This window comes from Nocardia sp. NPDC058114 (genome assembly GCF_042884695.1).
In the GTDB taxonomy this organism is placed as follows: Bacteria; Actinomycetota; Actinomycetes; order Mycobacteriales; family Mycobacteriaceae; genus Nocardia.
Genome location: NZ_JBHVTK010000001.1, coordinates 631,727 through 652,519, shown reverse-complemented (window position 1 = coordinate 652,519; position 20,793 = coordinate 631,727). Strand labels below are relative to the sequence as shown.

Below are 20,793 nucleotides of genomic sequence, written 5' to 3'. Positions count from 1 at the left end.
GTATGCCCCGGCGCACTGTCAGCCGGTGACCAACATGGCGGACCCGGCGCCGACCCCGAAGACGATCACCACGGTCCGGAACACGGCCGGGCGCAGACGATCGGCGAACTTCGCGCCGAGGACACCGCCGAACAGACAGGCAGGCGCGAGGATCGCGACGACGAGCCAGTCCACCGGCCCGAACAGCGCCACCGCCACCATCGCGGTGGTCGAAACACTCAGCGTGAGGACGCTTTTCAGGCCGTTGAGCAGTTGCGCGGAGGCATCGAGGCCGAGCGCGAGAGCGGTCAGCAGCACGATGCCCATGCCGCCGTTGAAGTAGGCGCCGTAGACGCTGCCGACGAAGACCCCGAGATAGAGGGTGATGCGCGAATCGGGCCGGCGGGCACCGAGAGTGCGCGAGAGCCAGGGTTGCGCGGCGAACACCGCGGTCGCCCCGAGGACCAGGAACGGCACCAGCGCGGCGAACACCTCGGGGGGTGCGGCGAGCAGTGCGAGCACACCGAGACCGGCACCGGCGACGCTGATCACGACGAGCCGCGGCAGCAGTGCGCGGTAGTCCTCGGCACGCTTGCGCAGGGCCGCCGCGCCGCCCAGGTAGCCCGGCCAGACCGCGACCGAGTTGGTGACCGTGGCGGTCACCGGGGGCAGGCCGAGTGCGAGTAGCGCGGGGAACGACAGCAGGCTGCCGCCGCCCGCGATGGCGTTGCAGAAGCCTGCGCCGAGTCCTGCGGCCAGCAGCAGCGCTAGATGCACGGGGTCCATGAAATCCTTCCGACAGAGCGTCGTGCGATCGTATACGACAGCGGACGAGGGGTCGCGCCGAGCGATGTCACCGGCAGAACACCCGCCCGAATGCCGTAGATTCGGAGCAATCCTTCGAAGACCGGGCGCCGGTTCGTAGCCGACCGGCGCGCGGCTCCGCCATTCGACCGTTGGGGGCGACGTGAGCAGCACCGTCCGACGCATGACACCGCAGCAGGTGTGCCGCGCGATCCGCGACGACATCATCCGTGGCGATTTCCGCCCCGGGCAGCGCCTCACCGAGGACACTCTGGCCGAGCGATACGGTGTCTCCCGCGTGCCGGTCCGGGAAGCATTGCGGACGCTCGAGGCCGAGGGATTCGCCTGGTCGCGCCCCTACGCGGGGACCTTCGTCGCCGAGCTCACCGAGGCCGAGGCGGCCGATCTGCTCGAGATCAGGGCACTGCTGGAACCGATGTGCGCCGGTAGGGCCGCCGTGCGCCGTTCGCCCGAACAGCTGGGACGACTCAAGGAACTCACCTCGCTCGGCCAGGAAGCGGTGCGCGACGGCAGACTCGGCGAACTCGCCCGGCTCAACAGCCGCTTCCACGAGGTGCTCGCCGAGGCGTCGGGCAGCGCGCTACTCAGCCAGCTCATCACCCAGCTGAGCTGGAAGATCGCCTGGGTGTACGCGGTCGAACTCCCGCGGCGCGCCGAGGATTCCTGGCGCGAGCACGAGGAGATCTGCGCGGCGCTGGAGGCACAGGATCCCGACCGGGCGAGCGCGGTGGTCGCCGAGCACATTGCCCACGCCACCTCGGCTTATCGCCTGCGACCACGTGCCGGCGCCGAGACCGCGCCCGTTCCGCCGCCGGTACCTACGCCCTGAGTACCGCGCCTGCGCGCCGATGGCGTAACACAGGCGCAGCAATCGCCGCCACCACCCGAAACCTCAGCGTCGTATACAAACGTTGTCCCGTTCTGCGACTGGAGGTTTCATGGTCGATCTGCTGCTGCGTCGCGCGTGTATCGCCGATGACGCCGACCCGGTCGATATCGCCGTCACCGAAGGCTTGATCACCGCGATCGGACCCGCCTTGCCCGGTAGCGCGGCGACCGAGATCGATTGCGCGACAAGGGTCGTCATTCCCGGGCTCGTCGAATCCCATGTGCACCTGGACAAGGCTCTGCTCGATCGCCGGCGCAGCGCGCCCGACGGCACCCTCGCGAGCGCGATCGAGGTGACCGGCGAACTCAAACGGGGGTTCACCGCCGACGGGGTTCGCGACCGCGCGCGCCGGATTCTCGATCAGGCGATCACCCACGGCACCACCGCACTTCGCGCACACCCGGATGTCGATCCGATCGTCGGGCTACTCGGCGTCGAGGTGCTGTTGGAGCTGCGCGAGGAGTATCGCGACCTGATCGACCTCCAGATCGTCGCCTTTCCACAGGAGGGAATCCTGCGCGCACCCGGCACGCTGGAACTGCTCCGCGCAGCGCTGCGTCTGGGCGCCGATGTCATCGGCGGATGCTCCTACAACGAAGCCGACGTCGCCGACTGCCGCCGCCACGTGGACCTGGTCTTCGAACTGGCCGCCGAATTCGGCGTCTCCGTCGACATCCACGCCGACTTCGCCGACGACGCCACCGACCCCCGCTTCGCGATGGCCGACTACATCGCCGAGGCCACCCAGCGCTCCGGTCTGCGCGGCCGGGTCGCCCTCGGCCACGTCACCTCCTTGGCTGCCCGTCCCCCGCGCGAACGACAGGCGACCATGGCCCACCTCGCCCAGGCAGGCGTCGCCGTGGTTGCGCTGCCCGCCACCGACATGCACCTCGGCGGGCGAGGCGATCAGGCCGCGGTGCGCCGTGGCGTCGCACCGGTCCGTGAACTGTGGGCCGCCGGTGTGACAACCGCATACTCCTCCAACAACATTCGCAATGCGTTCACCCCCTACGGCAACGCCGATCTCCTCGACATCGGCCTGTTCCTCGCCCAGACCGGGCATCTGTCCGGCGACACCGACCTGCGCCGCGTCCTCGACATGGCCACCACCGACGCGGCCAGGGTGCTCGGCATCGCCGAGCACCACGGTCTGCGCGTCGGCGCCCGAGCCGATCTGGTCGTCCTCGGCACACATCGCCTCGCCGACGCCCTGCTCGATCGCCCCGACCGCTGCTACGTCATCAAGGCAGGCCGAATCATCGCCCGCACCACACGCGTCACCGAAATCCTCGCCCCCGCTGTCCACGCACGCTGATCCGGCGCTCGACGGACCGACTTCGCCCGTGGGGCATCCGCTGCGTCGGCTCAGGCCGCGCTGTGGTTGCCGCGGTGGACGAGGGCGTCGATGCGCCGTTTGAAGGCATTGAATTCCGGTGTGGTGGAGTCGCGTTCGCCGGGCAGGTCGATCTCGACGATCTCGCGCACATGGCCCGCGTTGCCGTGGGCCGCACCACCGGCCATCACCACGACACGGTCGGCCAGGTAGACCGCCTCGTCGATGCTGTGGGTGACGAACACGACGGTCACCGCGGTCTCGTGGTGGATGCGTTTCAGCTCGGCCTGCATGTCCGTGCGGGTGAGGGCGTCGAGTGCGCCGAACGGCTCGTCCATCAGCAGCACCGCGGGACTGTTCGCCAGCACTCTGGCGATCGCCACGCGCTGCTGCATGCCACCGGAGAGCTGGTGCGGGAACGACTCGCGCACCCGGGACAGGCCGACGGTATCGAGCCATCGGTCGGTGATCTCACGGATGTCGGGCCGGGTCATTCTGGCCTGTTTCGGTCCGTAGGCGATGTTCTCGGCGACCGTGAGCCAGGGGAACAGCCCGTAGTCCTGGAACACCACACCGCGCTCGGGACCCGCCCCGCTCACCGGTTCGTCGGCGACGGTGACCGTTCCCTTGGAGCCTGCCTCCAAACCGGCGAGAATCCGCAGCAGCGTGGACTTTCCGCAGCCGCTGGCGCCGACCACGCAGACGAATTCACCTGCCGCGATGTCGAGTTCGACGCCGTCGACGGCGAATCCGGCTGCACCGGCATATCGCTTACCGAGCCCGTCGACGACGATGCGCGCGGGGCGCTGCGGGCGGCGGCGGGTGGAGTAGATCTTCATGAGGGTCCTGTCTGCTCGATCACGGTAGGAGCGGCCTACGGCCCGCCAACAGCCTCACCAGCAGCATCAGCAACCGGTCGGCGACGAATCCGGCCAATCCGATCACGATCATCACCGCGATGATCAGGTCGGTGCGTGACTGTTCTCTGGCCTGGGTGATCAACGCCCCCAAGCCGATTCGGATACCGACCGTCTCGCCGACGACGAGGATCACCCACGACAGGCCGAGCGCGATCCGCAGACCGGAGACGATGCTCGGCACGGCGGCGGGCAGCACCACCTTGTACAGCGTGTGCGCGGGTCGGGTGCCCAGCATCGCGGCGGCCTCGAGCAGCCGGTCCGGTACCGCCCGCACCCCGGCGATCGTGTTCAGCAGGATCGAGAACACCGCGGCGAGGAACACCAGGAAGATCGTGGAGCGGTCACCGAAGCCGATGATCAGCAGTGACAGCGGCGCCCACGCGGTCACCGGGATCGGGCGGACCAGGTTGACGGTCGGTTCGAGCATCCGGTAGACCAGCCGGGAGCGACCCATCACGATGCCGAGCGGGATCGCGACGGCGGCCGCGAACAAGAACCCCTGCACCACCCGCAGCGTGCTCGCGTACAGGTGCAACCACAGGGTGCCGCTGTAGGTGTCGCCGATGACGCCGCCGAACGCGAGGTCGGCCAGGCGCCGCGCCACCTCGTACGGTTTCGGCAGGAATTGCATCTGGATACCGAACGGCAGCGTCCACGCGCCGTCGACACCACGATCCCACAGCAGCCCGAGCAGCAGCGGGACCGGCAGGGCCCACAGCACTGTCAGCACCCGGTCGGGAAGTCGCCGTCGACGCGCGGGCGGCGCCTCGGTGGTGCGGACGACCGGTGGTGCGTCCAGCGCTGTCATCGCCCGATACCCGCGGGGGTCAGGAACCCGGTGTCGAACACCTTCGCCATATCGGGTGCCTTGGACAGCTGGTCGAAGGCCCGCATCTGCTCGGCGAGGGCGACCACCCGGCCGCGATACTCGTCATCGAGTTCCCACCGCAACCAGACGTTCTTCGTCGCGGTGTCGACGATGGTGCGGTCGAGGCCGAAGGTGTCGACGAGCCCGTCGACCCAGGCGGTGTGATCGCCCTTCATGTACTCGATCGCCTGGACGAAGCTGCGCACGGTCTGCTGCACCCGGTCGCGATCCTGGTCGATCAGCGCGCCCCTGGTACCGAAGACGATGTTCACCGCGCCGATCGCGGTGTCGTACGGCGAGACGATCGGATGCGCGCCGACCCCCATGACGATCGACGGTGCGGTCTCGGCGCTCAGGAACGCGTCGATCTGGCCGGACTTGTAGGCGTTGGCCATGTCCGAGTAGGAAAGGTTGACCAACTGCACGTCGGTGGCCGGGTCGAGGCCGTGCGCGGTCAAGGTGAGCCGCAGCAGGATCTCCTGCGACGAGCCCTGCGGGAATCCGATCTTCTTGCCGCGCAGCCCGTTCACCGTGGTGATCTCCGGCTTGCCGACGAACGCCGACCCGCCGTCAGCGGCCGAGGCGACGATCTTCACATCCTGACCCGCGGCACTGCCCGCCAGGATCGACGGCGCGCCGAGCACTCCGAAATCGATGGCACCCGAGGCGATCGCGTTCTTGATATCGGGTGAATTCTCGAACAGCACGATCTCGTAGGTCGTGCCCGCGGGGGCGAAACGCTGCATGAAGTAGGGCGCGTAGAGATGCGGCTGCCCCCGCAGGGTGCCGATTCGCACCGATGCCGGGTCGCTGCCGCCGCCCGGTGTCGATACGCAGGCGGTCAGGCCCGTGACGATGAGCAAGGCCGCGATCACGGCCGAGAGAACCCGGCGCAGTGGGCGATTCATCGGTGCAGCGGTGGCGGTCCACGGCATGTCGGAGGCAGGCATTGCGGGTCCATTTCTCATAGGTTCGCCAGTCGGGCGGCGCACTGGGCAGCGAGGACGATGAGGGCGCGGTCGGAGTTCGCGGCGCCGATCAGGCACAGCCCGGCGGGCAGGCTGCGGCGATTCGGCAGCGGCAGCGTGACGGCGGGCAGGCCGGCGATCGACGCCAGGCAGGTCAGCCGCAGAGTCGCGTGGCGGACGGCGTCGCGCGTACGCCGGTCAGCCGCTCGCGGCGGCGGCGGTCCCGCCGTGGTCGGCAGCACCAGCGCCCGGTCGCCGAGGATGTCGCGGATCCGCGCAGCGGCCTCGGCGACGACTGTCCGCGCGGCCGCGGCCTCCTCGGCGGTCACCGTTGCGGCCCAGGCGAATCGCTCGCGCACGTCGGGTTCGAGCGCGTCGGGATGCGCGGTCAGCCAGTCGCCGTGCCCTGCCCATGCTTCGAACGCCTGCACCGCGCGAAACGCGGAGAACCAGCGATCGAGGTCGGCCCGCAGGGTGATCCGTCGAGCGCCGAGTTCTTCGGAGGCCCGCGCACACTGCTCGGCGATCTCGGGCTCCGCCGCCGCACACAACGTGGGATCGACGACCAGGTCCGTGTTCGAGAACCCGGACCCGTATGGCCGGGGTACAGCAGGATGGGCGAACACGCTGTCGGCCACCGCGAGCAGGGTCGCGGCGTCGCGGGTGAGCCATCCGATGGTGTCGAACGACGGGGCCAGCGGGAGGAGGCCGGTGGTGTCGAGACCGGCGTGCGTAGTCCTGATGCCCCAGAGTCCTTGGTACGAGCCGGGAACCCGGATCGAGCCCGCGGTGTCGGTGCCGAGGCCGATCGATACCTCGCCGCGGGCGACCGCGACGGCGGGTCCGCTCGATGAACCACCCGGAACTCGCTGTGGTGCAACCGGATTGACCGGCATGCCGGTGCGCCCGTTGGCGCCGGTGATGCTATAGGCGAACTCGTCGGTCCTGGCGATGCCGGTGACGGTGGCGCCCGCCGCGAGCAGGTCGGCGACGACCGCGGCGTGGCGGGACTCGGGAGTGCGCTCGGCGAGAAAGTCCTCCACACCTGCGCCGAGCGGGTGGCCGGCGACAGCGAACAGGTCTTTCACGGCCACCGTGTGCCCGGTGAGCGGGCCGGTCGAGGTCGCCACCACCAAGGGCGAACCGAGCTCGCGCCACACCGTGGTGTCCACGCCGCAGCGCGCTCCCGCGCCGAACCGAGTCGCCGTTCCCCACGCCGTCGCGGTCACCGCGCCCGCTCCAGGATGAAGCGGGCCAGATCGGTACCGGTGGTATGCGCGAAGTCGGCGACACGGATCTTGCCGTGTACCCCGCGGGTCAGATCGACGGCTTGCGAGATGGTGAAGTCGGCTGCGGCACTGAGGTAGAGGTAGGCGCTGCGCGGATCGGTGTCGAACAGCGCGCCGAGCAGGTCGACGGCGTTGCCCACACACAGCGACAGCGCGGTGTCCAGATCGGGATCGAGCCCGGTCGGGATGACGAGTCCGTGGCCTGCGGCGAACGGCCCTGTACCCGACCCGATGTCGGTGACCTGTTCGGCCGCAACGACGTCGAGGGTCACGGTCGCCCGCAGCGGCGCCTCCAGGGCGGTGAGCGCCACCTCTCCGTCGCCCTGCGCGAAATGCGGATCGCCGACATAGAACAGCGCGTCGGGCACCTGCACCGGCAGGAACAAGGTAGCGCCCGGAGTGAGCAGTGTGACGTCGATATTGCCGCCGTGCGCGCCCGGTGGCACGGAGTGCGCCCGGTCCTCGGTGTCGGTGGCCACGCCCATGATGCCGAGGAACGGGGCGAGCGGGAAGCGCGCCCGGTGCGGGCTGCCCGGCCGGATCGGCATGGTGCCGAACCACTCGTCGTCGCGCCCGGTCACCGTACAGAACTGACCGTACGAACCGTCGTGTGGTGTCCCGGCCAGCATGCCGCGGCCGTGCCGGGTCGAGATGACGCCGTAGGGCGCGCGCATGGCGAGGTGCTCGATCCGCACGGCGAGGAGATCGCCGGGCTCGGCGCCGTCGACGGCGATCGGACCGGTCACGATATGTGGGCCTGCTCCGTCCTCGCGGACGCGCCGGGAGACCACCTCGACGGTGTCGTCGAGTATCTGATCGCGGGCCACGCCGTGCCCGCGGAAGTAGGCGACCGGGTCCGAGCCCTGATCGTCGAGGATGCCCTCATGACTGATGGTGTCGATGACCACCCGCGTCCCCGGCGCGACGGTGGTGACCGGCGTATCGCCGCGTCGCGGCAGCCTGCCCCACAGCACCCGATCCGGATCGGCGGGGATATAGGTGGTCTCCGGTGTGATGCCGCTGCCCTGCTGCAGCACCGGAAAAGCGGCGGCGATCTGGTCCCCGGCCAACGACGTCACAGTGGGTCCTCCGGTCTCCGCGACACTCGGTCGAACATTGGTCCGACCATCTGATGCGATAACGGTATTCCACTATCAACAGCCCTGCTACCGGGAGAAACGTGCGTAACCGAGGCTTTACACCCCGGCAATATCGGGCCATGTGGCACCATTCTTATATGATTGGCCGGACCAATCAGTAGGTGTCGAGAGGAGTTCGATGGCCGTCCCGCCGATCCCCCCGCTGCGCCGCCGCACCGGCAGCGTCAGCGCCGAAGTCGCCGCTCACCTGGAGCGGCTGATCATCGACGGCGCGCTGCGCGCGGGCGATCGCCTGCCGCCCGAACGCGAGCTCGCGGCGCAGCTGAACGTGTCGCGGTCCTCGCTTCGCGAAGCCATGTTCGAGCTGGAATCCAAGAAGCTGGTCGACCGCAGGCAGGGCCGTGGCAGCACCGTCACCGATCTGCCCCGCGGCGCCGCCGAACTGCACGGCAGCCTCGCCGACCTCGACACCGAACTCGCCTACGCGACCGAACTGCGCGACCTGGTCGAACCCCGCATCGCCCAGCTCGCCGCCCTGCGCGCCGTCGAATCGAATCTGCTGTCGCTGCACGAGATCATCGACCGCTCCGACGAAGCCCTCGGCCCGGCGGAATCGATGGCCCTCGACATCGAATTCCACACGCTCCTGGCACATTCGGCCCAGAACCCGCTCCTGGTCACCCTCTGCACGATGACCACGGAATGGACCCGCCACACCCGAGTCCTCTCCCACCGCACTCCGCTCGGCCGCCGCGTCTCCGTCCACGGTCACACCCAGATCCTGCGCGCCGTGGACCACCGAGACGGCCCCGCCGCCGCTGCCGCCATGGAACAACACCTGCGCGAGGTCCGCGAGATCAGCACCCGCTAGCGACCCACACGATCCGGGGAGCAGAACCTTCCCACGCCGTCGCCTACCCCACAGCGGTGGTGAAGACCTCCAGGGCACGATCGTCGAACAGCACGAACCGCACCTGCGTCACGTGCGTCTCGGCCGCGCGTACTGTCTCGACCGCGATCCGCGCGCCGTCATCCATCGGCCAGCCGAAGATACCGGTGGAGATCGCCGGGAACGCGACGGTTGCCGCTCCCAGTTCGTCTGCCACGCGCAGGGATTCGCGATAGCAGGAGGCGAGCAGCTCGGAGCGGTCCTCGGTGGCCGACCACACGGGGCCGACCGTGTGGATCACCCAGCGGGCGGGGAGCAGGCCCGCGGTGGTCGCCACCGCCTGGCCGGTACGCAGGCCTTTGCCGTAGTGCGAGGCGCGCAGGTCGCGACATTCCGACAGGATCTGCGGACCGCCCTTGCGGTGGATCGCCCCGTCGACGCCACCGCCGCCGAGCAGCGAGGAATTCGCGGCGTTGACCACCGCGTCCACCTGCTGCTCGGTGATATCGCCCCGGACCGTCTCGATTCGCGTCATGATCCTCATTCTGCCGGGGCGTCGACCTCGTCCACGGGTACGGTCGAGTGAGCAGGCATGGTCGGTCCGTCCGAGGCGAGGAGAACCACGCATGGCCATACCCACCGGTGACATCGTCGCGACGCCCGACGGGCGGGACCTGGTGATCACCAGGTCGCTGGGGTTGCCGATCGAGGAGGTGTGGGCACGGTTGACCGATCCGCATCTGACCTCGGGGTGGTACGGCACCTGGGAGGGCGAGTCGGGGACCGGCAACACCATCCGGGTGCAGATGCGCTTCGAGGAGGGTGAACCGTGGTCGGCGATGCGCATCGACGACTGCACCCCACCGATCCACCTCGGCGTCTCCTCGACCGACCAGATCGGCCTGTGGCGGCTCGAGGTGACGTTGCTCGACACCGGCGCGGCCACCGAACTGCGCCTGGTCCACCATCTGACGTCGGAATATCAGCTGGCGGAGATCCCGCAGATCGGTCCGGGGTGGGAGTACTACGCGGACATGTTCGTCGCGGCCTGCACGCACACCGAACGACCGGATTTCGCCGACTACTACCCGTCGATGTCGGGCTACTACCAGCAGCGGGCGTCCTAGCCGAAACGTGAACCGCCCCGGCCGAATTCACGGCCGGGGCGGGTTCGACGGAAAACGATCTACTCGTCGTCGAGTTCCGCGGCGACCTCGTCGGAGATGTCGACGTTGGTGTACACGTTCTGCACATCGTCGCTGTCTTCGAGCGCGTCGACCAGCTTGAACACCTTGCGTGCACCGTCGGCGTCGACCGCGACCGACACCGACGCCTGGAAACCGGACTCGGCGGAGTCGTAGTCGATGTTCGCGGCCTGCAGGGCCGAGCGCACCGCGATCAGATCGCCGGGCTCGGAGATGATCTCGAAGACGTCGCCGTGGTCGTTGACGTCTTCGGCGCCCGCGTCGAGCACCGTCTCGAGGACGTCGTCCTCGGACAGGCCGTTCTTCTCGAGCGTCACCACGCCCTTGCGGGCGAACAGGTACGACACCGAACCCGGGTCGGCCATGTTGCCGCCGTTGCGGGTCATCGCCAGCCGGACCTCGCCCGCGGCGCGGTTGCGGTTGTCGGTGAGGCACTCGATCAGCACGGCCACACCGTTGGGCCCGTAGCCCTCGTACATGATCGTCTGCCAGTCGGCGCCGCCGGCCTCTTCACCACCACCGCGCTTGCGGGCGCGCTCGATGTTGTCGTTGGGGACCGATGTCTTCTTCGCCTTCTGGATGGCGTCGAACAGCGTCGGATTGCCCGCAGGGTCACTACCACCAGTGCGGGCCGCCACCTCGATGTTCTTGATCAGCTTGGCGAAGAGTTTGCCGCGCTTGGCGTCGATTCCCGCCTTCTTGTGCTTGGTGGTGGCCCATTTGGAGTGGCCGCTCATGCCCTACTTCCTTCAAGTCGGTTGCGCGTCTGCCCGGGCGGACAAGCTCGATCCAGCCTACTCACCGTCCACCACGCCCGCCGACGCGGGCTTTATCGCGCAGCCCGAACCAGGTCGACGAACAGTTCGTGCACCCGCAGATCGCCGGTCACCTCGGGATGGAAGGAGGTCGCCACCACGTTGCCCTGCCTGGCAGCGACGATGCGGCCCTCGGCGGGGCCGTGCGGCACCCGCGCCAGCACCTCGACGCCGTCGCCCACTCGCTCCACCCACGGCGCGCGAATGAACACCGCGCGCACGGGCGTGTCGAGGCCGGTGAAGTCCAGGTCGGTCTCGAAGGAATCGACCTGCCGGCCGAACGCGTTGCGCCGCACCGTCATATCGATGCCGGACAGGTGCTGGGCGTCGGCCCTGGTGTCGAGGACCTCCGAGGCGAGCAGGATCATGCCCGCGCACGACCCGAACGCGGGCAGCCCGTCGCGCAGCCGCGCCCGCAACGGTTCCAGCAGGTCGAACGCCTGCAACAGCTTGGAGATCGCGGTCGACTCGCCGCCGGGCAGCACGAGCCCGTCGACCGCGGCCAGCTCCGACTCGCGCCGCACCAGCACCGGATCGGCCCCGCAGTGCTCCAGCGCGGCAACGTGTTCACGCACGTCACCCTGGAGCGCGAGGACACCGATGGTCGGCCGGGTGGGGGTCGAGGTTGCGTTCACAGCCGTTGAGCTTACGAGCGCACCCGATGTGGGCCCGCTCACGCTCACTTCTGGCGCGGCGTGCGGATCAGACCTTCCTGGACGACAGCGGCGACCAGGTTGCCCTCGCGGTCCCAGATCTTGCCGCCGGTCAACGCACGACCGAAACCGGCCGAGGGTGAGGACTGGTCGTAGAGCAGCCATTCGTCGGCACGGAACGGGCGCAGGAACCACATGGCGTGGTCGAGTGACGCGTTCTGGGTCGGTTCGTCGGGGTGGATCACCTTCGACGAGCCGAGCAGCGTCATATCGCTCATGTAGGCCAGCGTGCAGACGTGGAACATCGGGTCGTCGGGCAGCGGGTGCCGGTACCGGAACCACACCTGCTGGGGGGAGACGGCGCCGTCTCGCGCGACGACCTGATCCTGTGGGACCGTGCGGATGTCCCAGTGCTCCCATTCACGCATGGCCCACAGCCGCTCGGGGGTCATCGTCACGCTGGCATCGGGCAGGTCGTCGGGACCGTCGACCGAGGGCATCACGTCCTGGTGTTCGGGCCCTTCGTCACCGTGATGGAACGAGGCCGACATCGTGAATATCGCCTGTCCGTCCTGCACGCCGGTGACCCGCCGCGTGCAGAACGACCGGCCGTCGCGGATGCGTTCCACCAGGTAGACGGTGGGTTCCTCCGGATTGCCCGGTCGCAGGAAGTAGCCGTGCAGGGAATGCACCTGGAAGCTGCGATCGACGGTGCGGACCGCCGAGACCAGCGCCTGCCCGGCCACCTGACCGCCGAAGGTGCGCGGTAGCTGAGACTCCGTGGAAGCACCGCGGAAGATGTCGCGCTCCAGTCGCTCGATCGCGAGCGCCTCTTCGATTGTCGCCATGCGCTCGAGATTATCGCCTTGCCGACCGGGCGGTATGTCCGGCTCTGCACAGCGGCCCGGAATTTGCTGAGATGGTCCGGTGCCGACGTTCACTCCCACCTCTCCCGCCGCCCTCGCCCGGCTCGTCGCCGACCGGCTCGTCGAGCTGCCGGGGCGACGGGTGCTCGCGGTCGACGGCGCCGACGCGGCCGCCCCGGTGGAACTGGGCCGCCGGATCGTGGACACGCTCACCGACCGGGGGCGATCGGCGGCGGTGGTGTCGGTGCACGACTTCGTGCGACCCGCGTCGCTCCGCATGGAATACGGGCGCGATGACGAATGGTCTTATCGCACAGCATGGTTCGACTACGAGGCCATGCGCCGCGAGATCCTCGACGTGCTCCGCACCGAAGGGCGCTGGTTGCCCGCGCTGTGGGACGAGGAGCGGGACAGGTCTGCGCGGGCGGCGATTCGGCCCGCGCAGGCCGATCTGGTGCTGGTACTCGCGGGGCCGATGCTGCTCGGTCGCGGTCTGGATTTCGATCTCGCGATCCGCCTGGAACTGAGTGAGCAGGCGGCGCTGCGGCGCACCCCCGCCGAGCAGCGATGGACGCTGCCCGCTGTGCGCGATCACACTGCCGACAATCCCGAGGAAGCGACCTGGACCGTTCGCTGGGATCACCCCGATCGGGCGGCACTTCGCCGCTGACAGCACGGGAGCCGAAACAGCCCGGATACGCGAAAGCCCCGTCCGACAGACGAACGGGGCTCGAGCGACGACGATCAGGCGCAGGCGACCGAGGTCTGACCCAGGTTGGTCAGCATGCCGCAGGCCCACGACTTCTGGACCTTCCACTTGCCCGCTTCGGCCACGAACGGCACGTCGACGACATTGGTCTGGCCGTTGACGGTGAAGTTGGCCTTGGCGTTGACGCTGTCACCGAAGGAGGTCACCTCGGTGACCTGGACCTGGACGTTGTTGTCCTGGACGGCCTGTGCCAGGCGGTTCGGCAGCTCGGGGTCGGCCTCGATGCCCTGCACGAAGTCCAGCTTCTGGTCGTTGGGGACCGCCGGATCCAGTGCGGTGGTGAGCTGCGCGTTGAGCTGTTCGACCGTCGGCACCGCCGGCAGGTCCGCGGTTGCCGAACCCTGAGCCTTGGCACTGGTGGTGGTCTTGGGCGCGGGCTTGTCGCCCTTGTCGTCACTGCACGCACTCAGGCCGAGCGCGGCGACCACAGCCAATCCTGCGATCGCGACTCGTCCGGTCCTACGAAACTTCATCCACTCGTCCTTACGTCGGGTCGGAATCTCGCCCTCTGGGCGACGGCGGAGGACCGGCGCCACACAGCGCAGGCCTCGATGCCACGGCGAGGACGCTACCCAGTGATGTTGAGGAAACTCTGAGACACAGACAACCGGGGGCTGTGAGCTGCGCCCGATTGTGATGCACCCCAGCGTCACCCGGCGCGCAGACCCACCACCGCCTCGACCAGCCGCGAATGGGTCGGCGCGTCCGCTGCCGCGATGAGCCCGTGTGGCGCGGTGTGCAGCGGTTGCCCGGCGAGACCGGTAACCACGCAGCCCGCCGCCTGACACACCGCGATCGCGCTGCTGAAATGCACGCTGTCGCGGAGATCGCCGCCGGTGATGTAGGCGGCGCGACGCCCGGCCGCCACCCAGACAAGGGCTAACGAGGTCGATAGGACCCGCGGATGGAACTCTCCCGCAAAGCCTTCGGCGTCGAAGAGCCGCGCCGGGGTCGACCAGGGGAACGGGTGGTCGAGGTCGACATCGACGAGATGGCTTCCCGAGTGCGGGCGCAACGGCTCGTCGCGGCCCTCGGTGCGCAGGAACGCGCCCTGCCCCGCCGTCCAGAACACTTCGTCGGCGAACGGGTCGGCGGTCGCCGCCACTGTCACGGCGTCGCCGTCGCGCAGCGCGACGTTGACCGCCACGAACGCGGTGTCGACGGCGAAATTCCTGGTGCCACAGAGTGGATCGACAAACCACGTCCGATCGCTGCGGGCAGAGCCGGTGACGCCCGATTCCTCGGCGACGAACCGGTCGCCCGGACATTCGGTCGCGAGGACGTCGAGGATGGCTTTCTCGGCCGCGATATCGGCCTGCGTGGCGAAATCGTCGCCCTGTTTGGCGTAGCGAGTGAGCGGGCCGTGGAAGGCCGACCGGATCACCGCCGAAGCGACTTCTGTTGCGTGGATTGCGATTTCACTATCTGAGTGGTGCACCGTCTCCAGGCTACGGACCGTGTCGCCGCCCGGCAGGCGAACAGCGGTCTGATCGGCCCGGACACGCAGCGCGCACGGCCCGAGCCAACGCGGAGGTACGCCTATCGGGCCAGGTACACGGCGAGCCCGAGTCCGCCGATACCGACGGTCACCCGCAACACACTCGGCGGAATCACTTTCACCACCGGCGGACCACACCAGCCACCTGCCAGCGCACCCGCGCCGAGGGCCAGCGCCGCGCCCCAGTGCACCGGTCCGAAGGCCGCGAAGCCGACCGCGGCGACGAGGTTCGCGATGCCGAGCAGGAAGCTCTTGAGAATCGACGCGCTCCAGATGGATTCGGCGGTGCACAGCATCATCATCGACAGGTAGATCACGCCCGCGCCCGCGCCGAAGTACCCGCCGTACACGGAGGTGAGCAGGATGCCGACCGGCACGATCCAGGGCGCGCTGAGCTCGCCGATATGGTGGCGCACCAGTGGTTGCACCAACAGCGCGATCGACGCCATCGCCACCAGGAACGGCACGACCACCTCGAACGCGCCGTCCGGAGCGACCAGCAGCGCGAGCGCGCCGAGCAGCCCGCCCACGGCCGCCAGCACTGCCCAGCGCACCAGCGTGGGCCCTCGGCCGACGAGTTCGCGCCCGGAATTCGCGGTCGCCCCGACACCGACGGCGACCATGGCGACCGTGTTGGTGACATTGGCCGCGACGGGCGGCAGACCGGCGGCCAGCAGCGCCGGATAGGAGACGATCGAGGCCATCCCGGTGACGAAACCGATCAAGCCGGTGAAGAATCCCGCGACGACCAGCAAGGAGAAGTCGAGCGCGGTCACGGACCGACTGTACGGTATGCCCAGTTGGCAGCAATTCCTGGGCCAACCGATACCGAGCCCACATCGCCCACCTGCGCCGGGATCACTCCGACGCGCCGAAGGCCGTGCCAGGATGTCGGAGTGCAGATGACGACTTTCGAGCCGGGCGAACCACCCGTTCGACGTAACCGGCTGGACTCCAACACCGTTGCCCGCCTCGACGACGTCACCACCTTCGCCCAGCTGCTCGACGCGTTAGAGCTGGTCCGCATGGATCATCCCGATGCCAGGATCCTCTGCACGCTCGACGATCTCGGCCAGTGCGCCTACACGAGCATGCACGCCACGCTCGGACTCGTCGAAGGCGAGGGCGGGGTCGTCCACGACGACCCGGACGACCCCGCCGCCACCCACCACGCCGAGAACGCCACGGTCTCGCGCATCGCCGCGCTGCTGGACAACCCGTCCGCCCGCGTTCCGTGGGACGCGCTGCGCGACACCCGCAACGCGTCCGAGGACGAACTCGCCGCGCTCGTCGCCGCCAACCGTTCCCCCGACCGTGTGGTCGACGACGTCGTGCTGATCCAGCGGGTCCCGGTGGACCGTGACGACCTCGCCATCGCCGGTATCCCCAACGGGTACTTCGCCGACGACTGGAGCACCTACGACAACCACACCGTCATCCGCCGCATGGCCACCCACGGCTACCGCCACATCGCCATCGGCGCTTCCCTGCTCGCCTTCGCCCGCCCCACCGCCCCCACCCCCGAGCAAGCCGCTGCCCTGGTCACCGACCTGACCCACCTCTACGGCTCCCCCACCGCCATCGCCTGGCACGAGCTGGCCGTTCTGCTGCCCACCCAGCGCCAGCTCATCCTCGGCTACGCCGAGAACTTCGCCGACGCCCTCACCGCCGATACCGAAGGCGCGGCGGGCCAACCGTAGGCCGCGGCCCCTGGTAGCGCTATCGCGCCGGATCGGGTGTCGACGGCTGCCACGCGCGAGCGGTAGCCGCCGGGGCGACCGTCACGCTCGACCACACCGCCCAGGCCAGCCACACCATGCCGAATCCGGCCGCGATGTGTCCGACGCGCACCAGCGTCGCCGGGAGCAGGAAGGTGAGGCAGAGCATGGACAGGCCCGCGGTGTAGAGGATGGCCGCGCCGCGCGGGACCGCCGCGCTACGCAGCAGCGCTGTGCCGAACAGCAACGTTCCACTCAGCGCGAGGACCGCGGTGGCGAGGAAAGCGAATTCGGCCGGGCTGGTGAGCAATTCGTCGACCACCGGCTTGTCCAGATACACCAGCACGAAGTTCATGGCGAAGGCGATACCCGCGAAATAGCCGAAGCCGAGGAATTGCACGACGAAGGCGAGTGCGCCGAAGCGGCCGAGACGCTGGTGCAGCAGCGCGTACAACGCCACCAGCAGTCCGATCCCGAAGGGGACGGCCGCCCCGTTGAGAACCTGGGTGAGCGGTATCTTGCCCACGGCGATCAGTTCGATCGCGCCCGCCGCCGCGATCGCGCCGCCGCAGACGAAGCCGGAGATGCCGCCCAGTCGCAGTAGTGCTCGTGTGTCCATGTCGAAATCCCTTCTCGATGTCGAGTTCGACGGTAGGAATCCGGTGGTCACGGCGGTAAGTGCCGGGCGACCCATGACCTTCGGCCAAAATTGCCCCTCGACCGTGGCCGTGCGACGAATCCGGCCATACGCTCAGCGAATGCATCGACCGCGCGCACTGACCTGGGTGGCGTGCTTCCTCTATGTCTCCGTGCTGGTCGCCGGGCTCGCCGTCGCCTCGACCGGGCCTGTCGACCCTGCCCGGTCCAGCGCGTTCGCCGGGGCCCTCCTGCTCGCGGGAGGGCTCGAGATCGCCGCAGGGAGGTTCACTGGGTCCAGGACCCTCGCGATCGCCGGGCTGGTCGTCCGTGCCGTCCTGTACACGGTGATCACCGTGCTCGACAGCAGCGGCAATGCGAAGGTCCTGTTCGTCTTGCTGCCGCTCACTGCCTATTTCACCGTCGGACACCGTGTCGCCTACGCACTCGCCGGTGGCGGTCTACTCCTCGCCGGGATCATCGTCCTCGGGCGACCGGCGCTGCGAACGAATCCCGAAGCGCTCTCGGATCTGCTGATGTTCACGATCGGCGTCGTTTTCGCCCTCGCGATCGCGGTGATCGCCGAACGCGAGGAAACCGGGCGGCGGCGCGCGGAAACACTGCTCACCGAACTGTCCGACGCGCACGCCCGGCTCCGGGAATACGCCGACCAGGCAGTCTCCCTCGCCACCGTCGCCGAACGAACCCGGGTGGCCCGCGATATCCATGACAGCGTCGGCCACCATCTCGTGGTTACCGCGATCCAGCTGGAGAAATCGGCCGCCTACCGGTCGTTGGACGCCGATATCGCCGACCGGGCGCTCGCCGAGGGGCGTCATTCCACGCGCCTGGCGCTCGACGAGGTACGGCGCGCGGTCGGCACCCTGCGCGCCGACGACACACAGTTCACCCTCGCCACCGCGTTGCGAGCGCTCGCGATCCGGCTCGACGACACCGGCTTCGCCGTGTCCCTCGACCTCACCGGCACCGAGGACACCGTCGGCGAACCTGTCCGCCTCGCCCTGTATCTCGCCGCGCAGGAAGCACTCACCAACGCGCGCCGCCATTCCGGCGCCACCGCGGTGGCGGTCCGGGTCGACCTGACACCGGCCACCGGCGTCCTCGACATCGCCGACAACGGAACAGGTTTCGCGCCGGGCACGGTCGAGGGGCAGGGGCTCACCGGAATGCGTGAACGGCTCGATCTGGTCGACGGCGAGGTGCGAATCACCTCCAGCACCACAGGAACTCGTCTGGTCGTCAGGATCCCGGTGGTGGCGCGATGATCGGACACGATGCCGGTATTCCTGCGCCGAAGGTCCGCGTGCTGATCGCCGACGATGAGCGTCTCGTCCGCGAAGGGATCGCCGCGCTGCTCGCGTTGCAGTCCGGTATCGACGTAGTCGGCACGGCCGAAAGTGGCGCCGAGGCAGTCGAATCGACTGGCGCGCTGACACCTGATGTGGTCCTGATGGACGTGCGGATGCCCGGAATGGACGGCGTCGAGGCAGCCGCTCTCGTGCGCGGCCGGGCGACGGTGCTGATGCTCACCACCTTCGACGACGACGGCTACATCGTCGCGGCCCTGCGCGCGGGCGCCTCCGGATACCTGCTCAAAGACCTCCCCGCCGCCGAACTCGCCCAGGCGATCCGCCTCGCGCACGCCGGCGTCGACCAGTACTCCGCCGCCGTCACGGCGCGCCTGGCCGCCATGGTCCGATCCCGCACACCACGCCCCACCGTCGAGCTCACCGGTCGCGAAACCGAGGTCCTGCGTCTGCTCGCCACCGGCGCCGCCAACCGCGAGATCGCCCGGTCCCTCTACCTCAGCGAGGGCACCGTCAAGAACCACATCTCGAGCATCCTGAACCGTCTCGGCGTGCGTGACCGCACCCAGGCCGCCATCTACGCACACGAGCAGGGCCTCCTCTGAAACGCCCGCGCCCGGGTTCAGGTCAGGGCGTTCACCATGCGCGCGGCGAGCACCCGGGTTCGGTCGAACGGCGCCGCGCTCACGGCGGGCGCGCCGATCACCGAGCGCAGCGCGCCGAGGCCGATCAGCAGGGCGCCGATCAGCTCCGCGCGTAGTTCCGCGTCGGGTCCGTCGAGCCGGTCGGCGAATTCACGCAGGTAGCCGTCGCAGAGTTGGGCGCGCAATTGATCGCGCACGTCGTCGTGACCGGCCGATCGGAGCATGGCCAGGAGTGGGTGTTCGCCGCCGTAGCGCGACCAGTCCTGGTACACGACATCGTGGAGCAGGGCGTCGGCGATGCTGACGACCGGGCGGTGCGGATCGGCGGCCACTCCGGTGGGGATCTCCAGGTGCATCGCCTCGGCGTAGAGCGCCTTCTTGGAACCGAAGTAGCGCGACACCAAGGCGGGATCGACCCCGACCTCGGCGGCGATCTCGCGCAGTCCGGTGCCGTCGAAACCCTGCGCCGCGAAGCGGATTCGTGCGGCGTCGAGCAGCGCGGCGCGGGTGGCCGCACGGTCGCGGCGACGGGGTTCGGCTTTCGGTTCCATGAAGTCATGGTAAGTCATCAGATGTTGACTTGGTGGCGCGTTCGTTTCTAGCCTCGACATATCGGCCGATGACACAGTCCAGAGTGATTCGAGGAGAACGGGATTCGATGCGCACATATGTCATCACCGGCGGCACCGACGGCATGGGCAAAGGGCTCGGCCTACATTTTCTGCGACGCGGCGACCGGGTGATCGCGATCGCCAGCGGCGCGACGAAAGGCGAGGCGTTCGGCCGGGCGGCCGCCGCGATCGGCGCGGGCGAGCGCGCGGTGTTCCTGCGAGCCGATCTGAGCACCCTGACGGGAATGCGGGACACCCTTGCCCGGGTCACCGCGCTGGCCGGCACCGTCGACGGCCTCGTCTTAGGCGCCCAGCGCTTCCGGCCACGGCGCGAGGTCACCGAGGACGGCACCGAGTTCACCTTCTCGCTGCACTACCTGAGCCGATTCGTTCTCGGACACGGTCTCGTCGATGCGCTGGAACGCGCGGATACCCCGGTCATCATGAACATCTGTGGCCCCGGCGGCTTTCCCGGCCGCATCCACTGGGACGACCTGACCTTGGGCGAGGGCTACACCGGCATGCGCGCCGCCATGCAGGCCTCACGCGCCAATGACCTGCTCGGCGTCGCCTTCCCGCACCGCCACCCGAACACCCGCACCCGCTACGTGCTCTACAACCCGATGATGGTGCGGACCGCGATGGCCGATCCGTTGCCCGCACCCCACCGGATACTGGCCAAAGCCGCCGGATTCGTTGTCGGCCGATCGGTCGATCAAGCGGTCCCGCCGATCGCCCAGCTCCTCGACGAGCCACCCGCCGATCAGGTGACCGCCTTCCGGCGCCGGACCCGGCTCCCCCTCACACGCAAGGACTTCGACCCGGACAACGCGATCCGCCTCGACACCCTGACCACCGAGCTCGTCCAGCGCTGAGTTGATGCACGAGAACACCTCGGCGGGGGGGGCGGAGGCGACGCCCGCCGGGGCGCAAGTTTAACGGGCACGTCCATAAAGGGAGCAAGATAAACAGCCGCGCGCGCGCCGACGG

The 20,793-nt window shown here is 68.9% G+C and carries 24 protein-coding genes; 9 read left to right on the top strand and 15 right to left on the bottom strand.

The features are described 5' to 3' along the window. Positions 1-18: 18 nt before the first annotated feature. Entirely contained in the window at positions 19-765 is a 747-nt protein-coding gene (locus tag ACFVVI_RS02915) for a sulfite exporter TauE/SafE family protein (protein WP_378988966.1), read from the bottom strand. A 202-nt stretch (positions 766-967) separates the two neighbouring features. Between ACFVVI_RS02915 and ACFVVI_RS02910 the strand changes: the two genes are divergently transcribed. Both ACFVVI_RS02910 and ACFVVI_RS02905 read left to right on the top strand, forming a co-directional pair. Beyond that, complete coding sequence (locus ACFVVI_RS02910) at positions 968-1,633, top strand: GntR family transcriptional regulator (protein WP_387442767.1); 666 nt, start codon at positions 968-970, stop codon at positions 1,631-1,633. Positions 1,634-1,742: 109 nt separating this feature from the next. Then, positions 1,743-3,008 carry an amidohydrolase family protein gene (locus ACFVVI_RS02905; RefSeq protein ID WP_387442765.1) on the top strand — a complete coding sequence of 422 codons (1,266 nt, stop codon included), beginning with the start codon at positions 1,743-1,745 and terminating at the stop codon, positions 3,006-3,008. Between the two features lie 50 nt (positions 3,009-3,058). Here the strand turns inward: ACFVVI_RS02905 and ACFVVI_RS02900 are convergent, their stop codons facing one another. The 5 genes from ACFVVI_RS02900 to ACFVVI_RS02880 are packed head-to-tail and all read right to left on the bottom strand — an operon-like array spanning position 3,059 to position 8,150. Beyond that, positions 3,059-3,865 carry an ABC transporter ATP-binding protein gene (locus ACFVVI_RS02900; RefSeq protein ID WP_378988963.1) on the bottom strand — a complete coding sequence of 269 codons (807 nt, stop codon included), beginning with the start codon at positions 3,863-3,865 and terminating at the stop codon, positions 3,059-3,061. Positions 3,866-3,884: 19 nt separating this feature from the next. Continuing rightward, positions 3,885-4,754, bottom strand: coding sequence for an ABC transporter permease (locus tag ACFVVI_RS02895; protein ID WP_387442763.1), 870 nt, complete (start codon positions 4,752-4,754; stop codon positions 3,885-3,887). Beyond that, complete coding sequence (locus ACFVVI_RS02890; RefSeq protein ID WP_378988961.1) at positions 4,751-5,764, bottom strand: ABC transporter substrate-binding protein; 1,014 nt, start codon at positions 5,762-5,764, stop codon at positions 4,751-4,753. Before ACFVVI_RS02890 ends, ACFVVI_RS02895 begins: the two co-directional genes overlap by 4 nt. 14 nt (positions 5,765-5,778) lie before the next feature. Then, entirely contained in the window at positions 5,779-7,011 is a 1,233-nt protein-coding gene (locus ACFVVI_RS02885) for an amidase family protein (RefSeq protein WP_387442761.1), read from the bottom strand. Then, positions 7,008-8,150 (bottom strand): acetamidase/formamidase family protein, encoded by a 1,143-nt coding sequence (locus tag ACFVVI_RS02880; protein WP_378988959.1) that lies wholly within the window; start codon positions 8,148-8,150, stop codon positions 7,008-7,010. Before ACFVVI_RS02880 ends, ACFVVI_RS02885 begins: the two co-directional genes overlap by 4 nt. Positions 8,151-8,349: 199 nt before the next feature. Here ACFVVI_RS02880 and ACFVVI_RS02875 point away from each other — a divergent pair, with 199 nt between their 5' ends. Further along, positions 8,350-9,042, top strand: coding sequence for a FadR/GntR family transcriptional regulator (locus tag ACFVVI_RS02875; RefSeq protein WP_387442760.1), 693 nt, complete (start codon positions 8,350-8,352; stop codon positions 9,040-9,042). Between the two features lie 43 nt (positions 9,043-9,085). Here the strand turns inward: ACFVVI_RS02875 and ACFVVI_RS02870 are convergent, their stop codons facing one another. After that, the gene (locus ACFVVI_RS02870) at positions 9,086-9,595 is read right to left on the bottom strand and encodes an O-acetyl-ADP-ribose deacetylase (protein ID WP_378988957.1); all 510 of its coding nucleotides are present in this window, start codon (positions 9,593-9,595) and stop codon (positions 9,086-9,088) included. A 91-nt stretch (positions 9,596-9,686) separates the two neighbouring features. On the opposite strand from ACFVVI_RS02870, the gene ACFVVI_RS02865 reads away from it, so the two are divergent. Next, the gene (locus tag ACFVVI_RS02865) at positions 9,687-10,187 is read left to right on the top strand and encodes an SRPBCC domain-containing protein (RefSeq protein ID WP_378988956.1); all 501 of its coding nucleotides are present in this window, start codon (positions 9,687-9,689) and stop codon (positions 10,185-10,187) included. A 59-nt stretch (positions 10,188-10,246) separates the two neighbouring features. Here ACFVVI_RS02865 and ACFVVI_RS02860 read toward each other — a convergent pair whose 3' ends face one another. From ACFVVI_RS02860 to ACFVVI_RS02850, 3 genes are all read right to left on the bottom strand, one after another. Beyond that, positions 10,247-11,002 (bottom strand): YebC/PmpR family DNA-binding transcriptional regulator, encoded by a 756-nt coding sequence (locus tag ACFVVI_RS02860; RefSeq protein ID WP_378988955.1) that lies wholly within the window; start codon positions 11,000-11,002, stop codon positions 10,247-10,249. Between the two features lie 92 nt (positions 11,003-11,094). Further along, on the bottom strand, positions 11,095-11,715 hold the full coding sequence (gene pdxT / locus ACFVVI_RS02855) for a pyridoxal 5'-phosphate synthase glutaminase subunit PdxT (RefSeq protein WP_387442758.1): 621 nt from the start codon (positions 11,713-11,715) through the stop codon (positions 11,095-11,097). Positions 11,716-11,759: 44 nt separating this feature from the next. Further along, entirely contained in the window at positions 11,760-12,581 is an 822-nt protein-coding gene (locus tag ACFVVI_RS02850) for an acyl-CoA thioesterase (RefSeq protein ID WP_378988953.1), read from the bottom strand. 79 nt (positions 12,582-12,660) lie between these two features. On the opposite strand from ACFVVI_RS02850, the gene ACFVVI_RS02845 reads away from it, so the two are divergent. After that, positions 12,661-13,269, top strand: coding sequence for a hypothetical protein (locus ACFVVI_RS02845; RefSeq protein WP_387442755.1), 609 nt, complete (start codon positions 12,661-12,663; stop codon positions 13,267-13,269). Positions 13,270-13,343: 74 nt separating this feature from the next. Here the strand turns inward: ACFVVI_RS02845 and ACFVVI_RS02840 are convergent, their stop codons facing one another. The 3 genes from ACFVVI_RS02840 to ACFVVI_RS02830 all read right to left on the bottom strand — a co-directional run bounded on the left by ACFVVI_RS02840 (position 13,344) and on the right by ACFVVI_RS02830 (position 15,642). Further along, positions 13,344-13,841 carry a hypothetical protein gene (locus ACFVVI_RS02840; protein ID WP_378988951.1) on the bottom strand — a complete coding sequence of 166 codons (498 nt, stop codon included), beginning with the start codon at positions 13,839-13,841 and terminating at the stop codon, positions 13,344-13,346. 176 nt (positions 13,842-14,017) lie between these two features. After that, positions 14,018-14,806 carry an inositol monophosphatase family protein gene (locus tag ACFVVI_RS02835; protein ID WP_387442753.1) on the bottom strand — a complete coding sequence of 263 codons (789 nt, stop codon included), beginning with the start codon at positions 14,804-14,806 and terminating at the stop codon, positions 14,018-14,020. 101 nt (positions 14,807-14,907) lie between these two features. Further along, entirely contained in the window at positions 14,908-15,642 is a 735-nt protein-coding gene (locus ACFVVI_RS02830; protein WP_378988949.1) for a sulfite exporter TauE/SafE family protein, read from the bottom strand. Positions 15,643-15,768: 126 nt separating this feature from the next. Between ACFVVI_RS02830 and ACFVVI_RS02825 the strand changes: the two genes are divergently transcribed. Beyond that, on the top strand, positions 15,769-16,566 hold the full coding sequence (locus ACFVVI_RS02825) for a hypothetical protein (protein ID WP_379313414.1): 798 nt from the start codon (positions 15,769-15,771) through the stop codon (positions 16,564-16,566). A gap of 19 nt (positions 16,567-16,585) precedes the next feature. Here ACFVVI_RS02825 and ACFVVI_RS02820 read toward each other — a convergent pair whose 3' ends face one another. After that, positions 16,586-17,203 carry a hypothetical protein gene (locus ACFVVI_RS02820; protein WP_387442751.1) on the bottom strand — a complete coding sequence of 206 codons (618 nt, stop codon included), beginning with the start codon at positions 17,201-17,203 and terminating at the stop codon, positions 16,586-16,588. A gap of 139 nt (positions 17,204-17,342) precedes the next feature. On the opposite strand from ACFVVI_RS02820, the gene ACFVVI_RS02815 reads away from it, so the two are divergent. Together ACFVVI_RS02815 and ACFVVI_RS02810 are read left to right on the top strand one after the other, a co-directional pair. Further along, complete coding sequence (locus ACFVVI_RS02815) at positions 17,343-18,506, top strand: sensor histidine kinase (protein ID WP_387442749.1); 1,164 nt, start codon at positions 17,343-17,345, stop codon at positions 18,504-18,506. Beyond that, positions 18,503-19,153 (top strand): response regulator, encoded by a 651-nt coding sequence (locus ACFVVI_RS02810; protein ID WP_379313418.1) that lies wholly within the window; start codon positions 18,503-18,505, stop codon positions 19,151-19,153. Before ACFVVI_RS02815 ends, ACFVVI_RS02810 begins: the two co-directional genes overlap by 4 nt. Before the next feature lie 17 nt (positions 19,154-19,170). Here ACFVVI_RS02810 and ACFVVI_RS02805 read toward each other — a convergent pair whose 3' ends face one another. Continuing rightward, on the bottom strand, positions 19,171-19,743 hold the full coding sequence (locus ACFVVI_RS02805) for a TetR family transcriptional regulator (RefSeq protein WP_387442746.1): 573 nt from the start codon (positions 19,741-19,743) through the stop codon (positions 19,171-19,173). 107 nt (positions 19,744-19,850) lie between these two features. Between ACFVVI_RS02805 and ACFVVI_RS02800 the strand changes: the two genes are divergently transcribed. Next, the gene (locus ACFVVI_RS02800) at positions 19,851-20,678 is read left to right on the top strand and encodes an SDR family NAD(P)-dependent oxidoreductase (RefSeq protein ID WP_387442744.1); all 828 of its coding nucleotides are present in this window, start codon (positions 19,851-19,853) and stop codon (positions 20,676-20,678) included. Positions 20,679-20,793 lie beyond the last annotated feature (115 nt).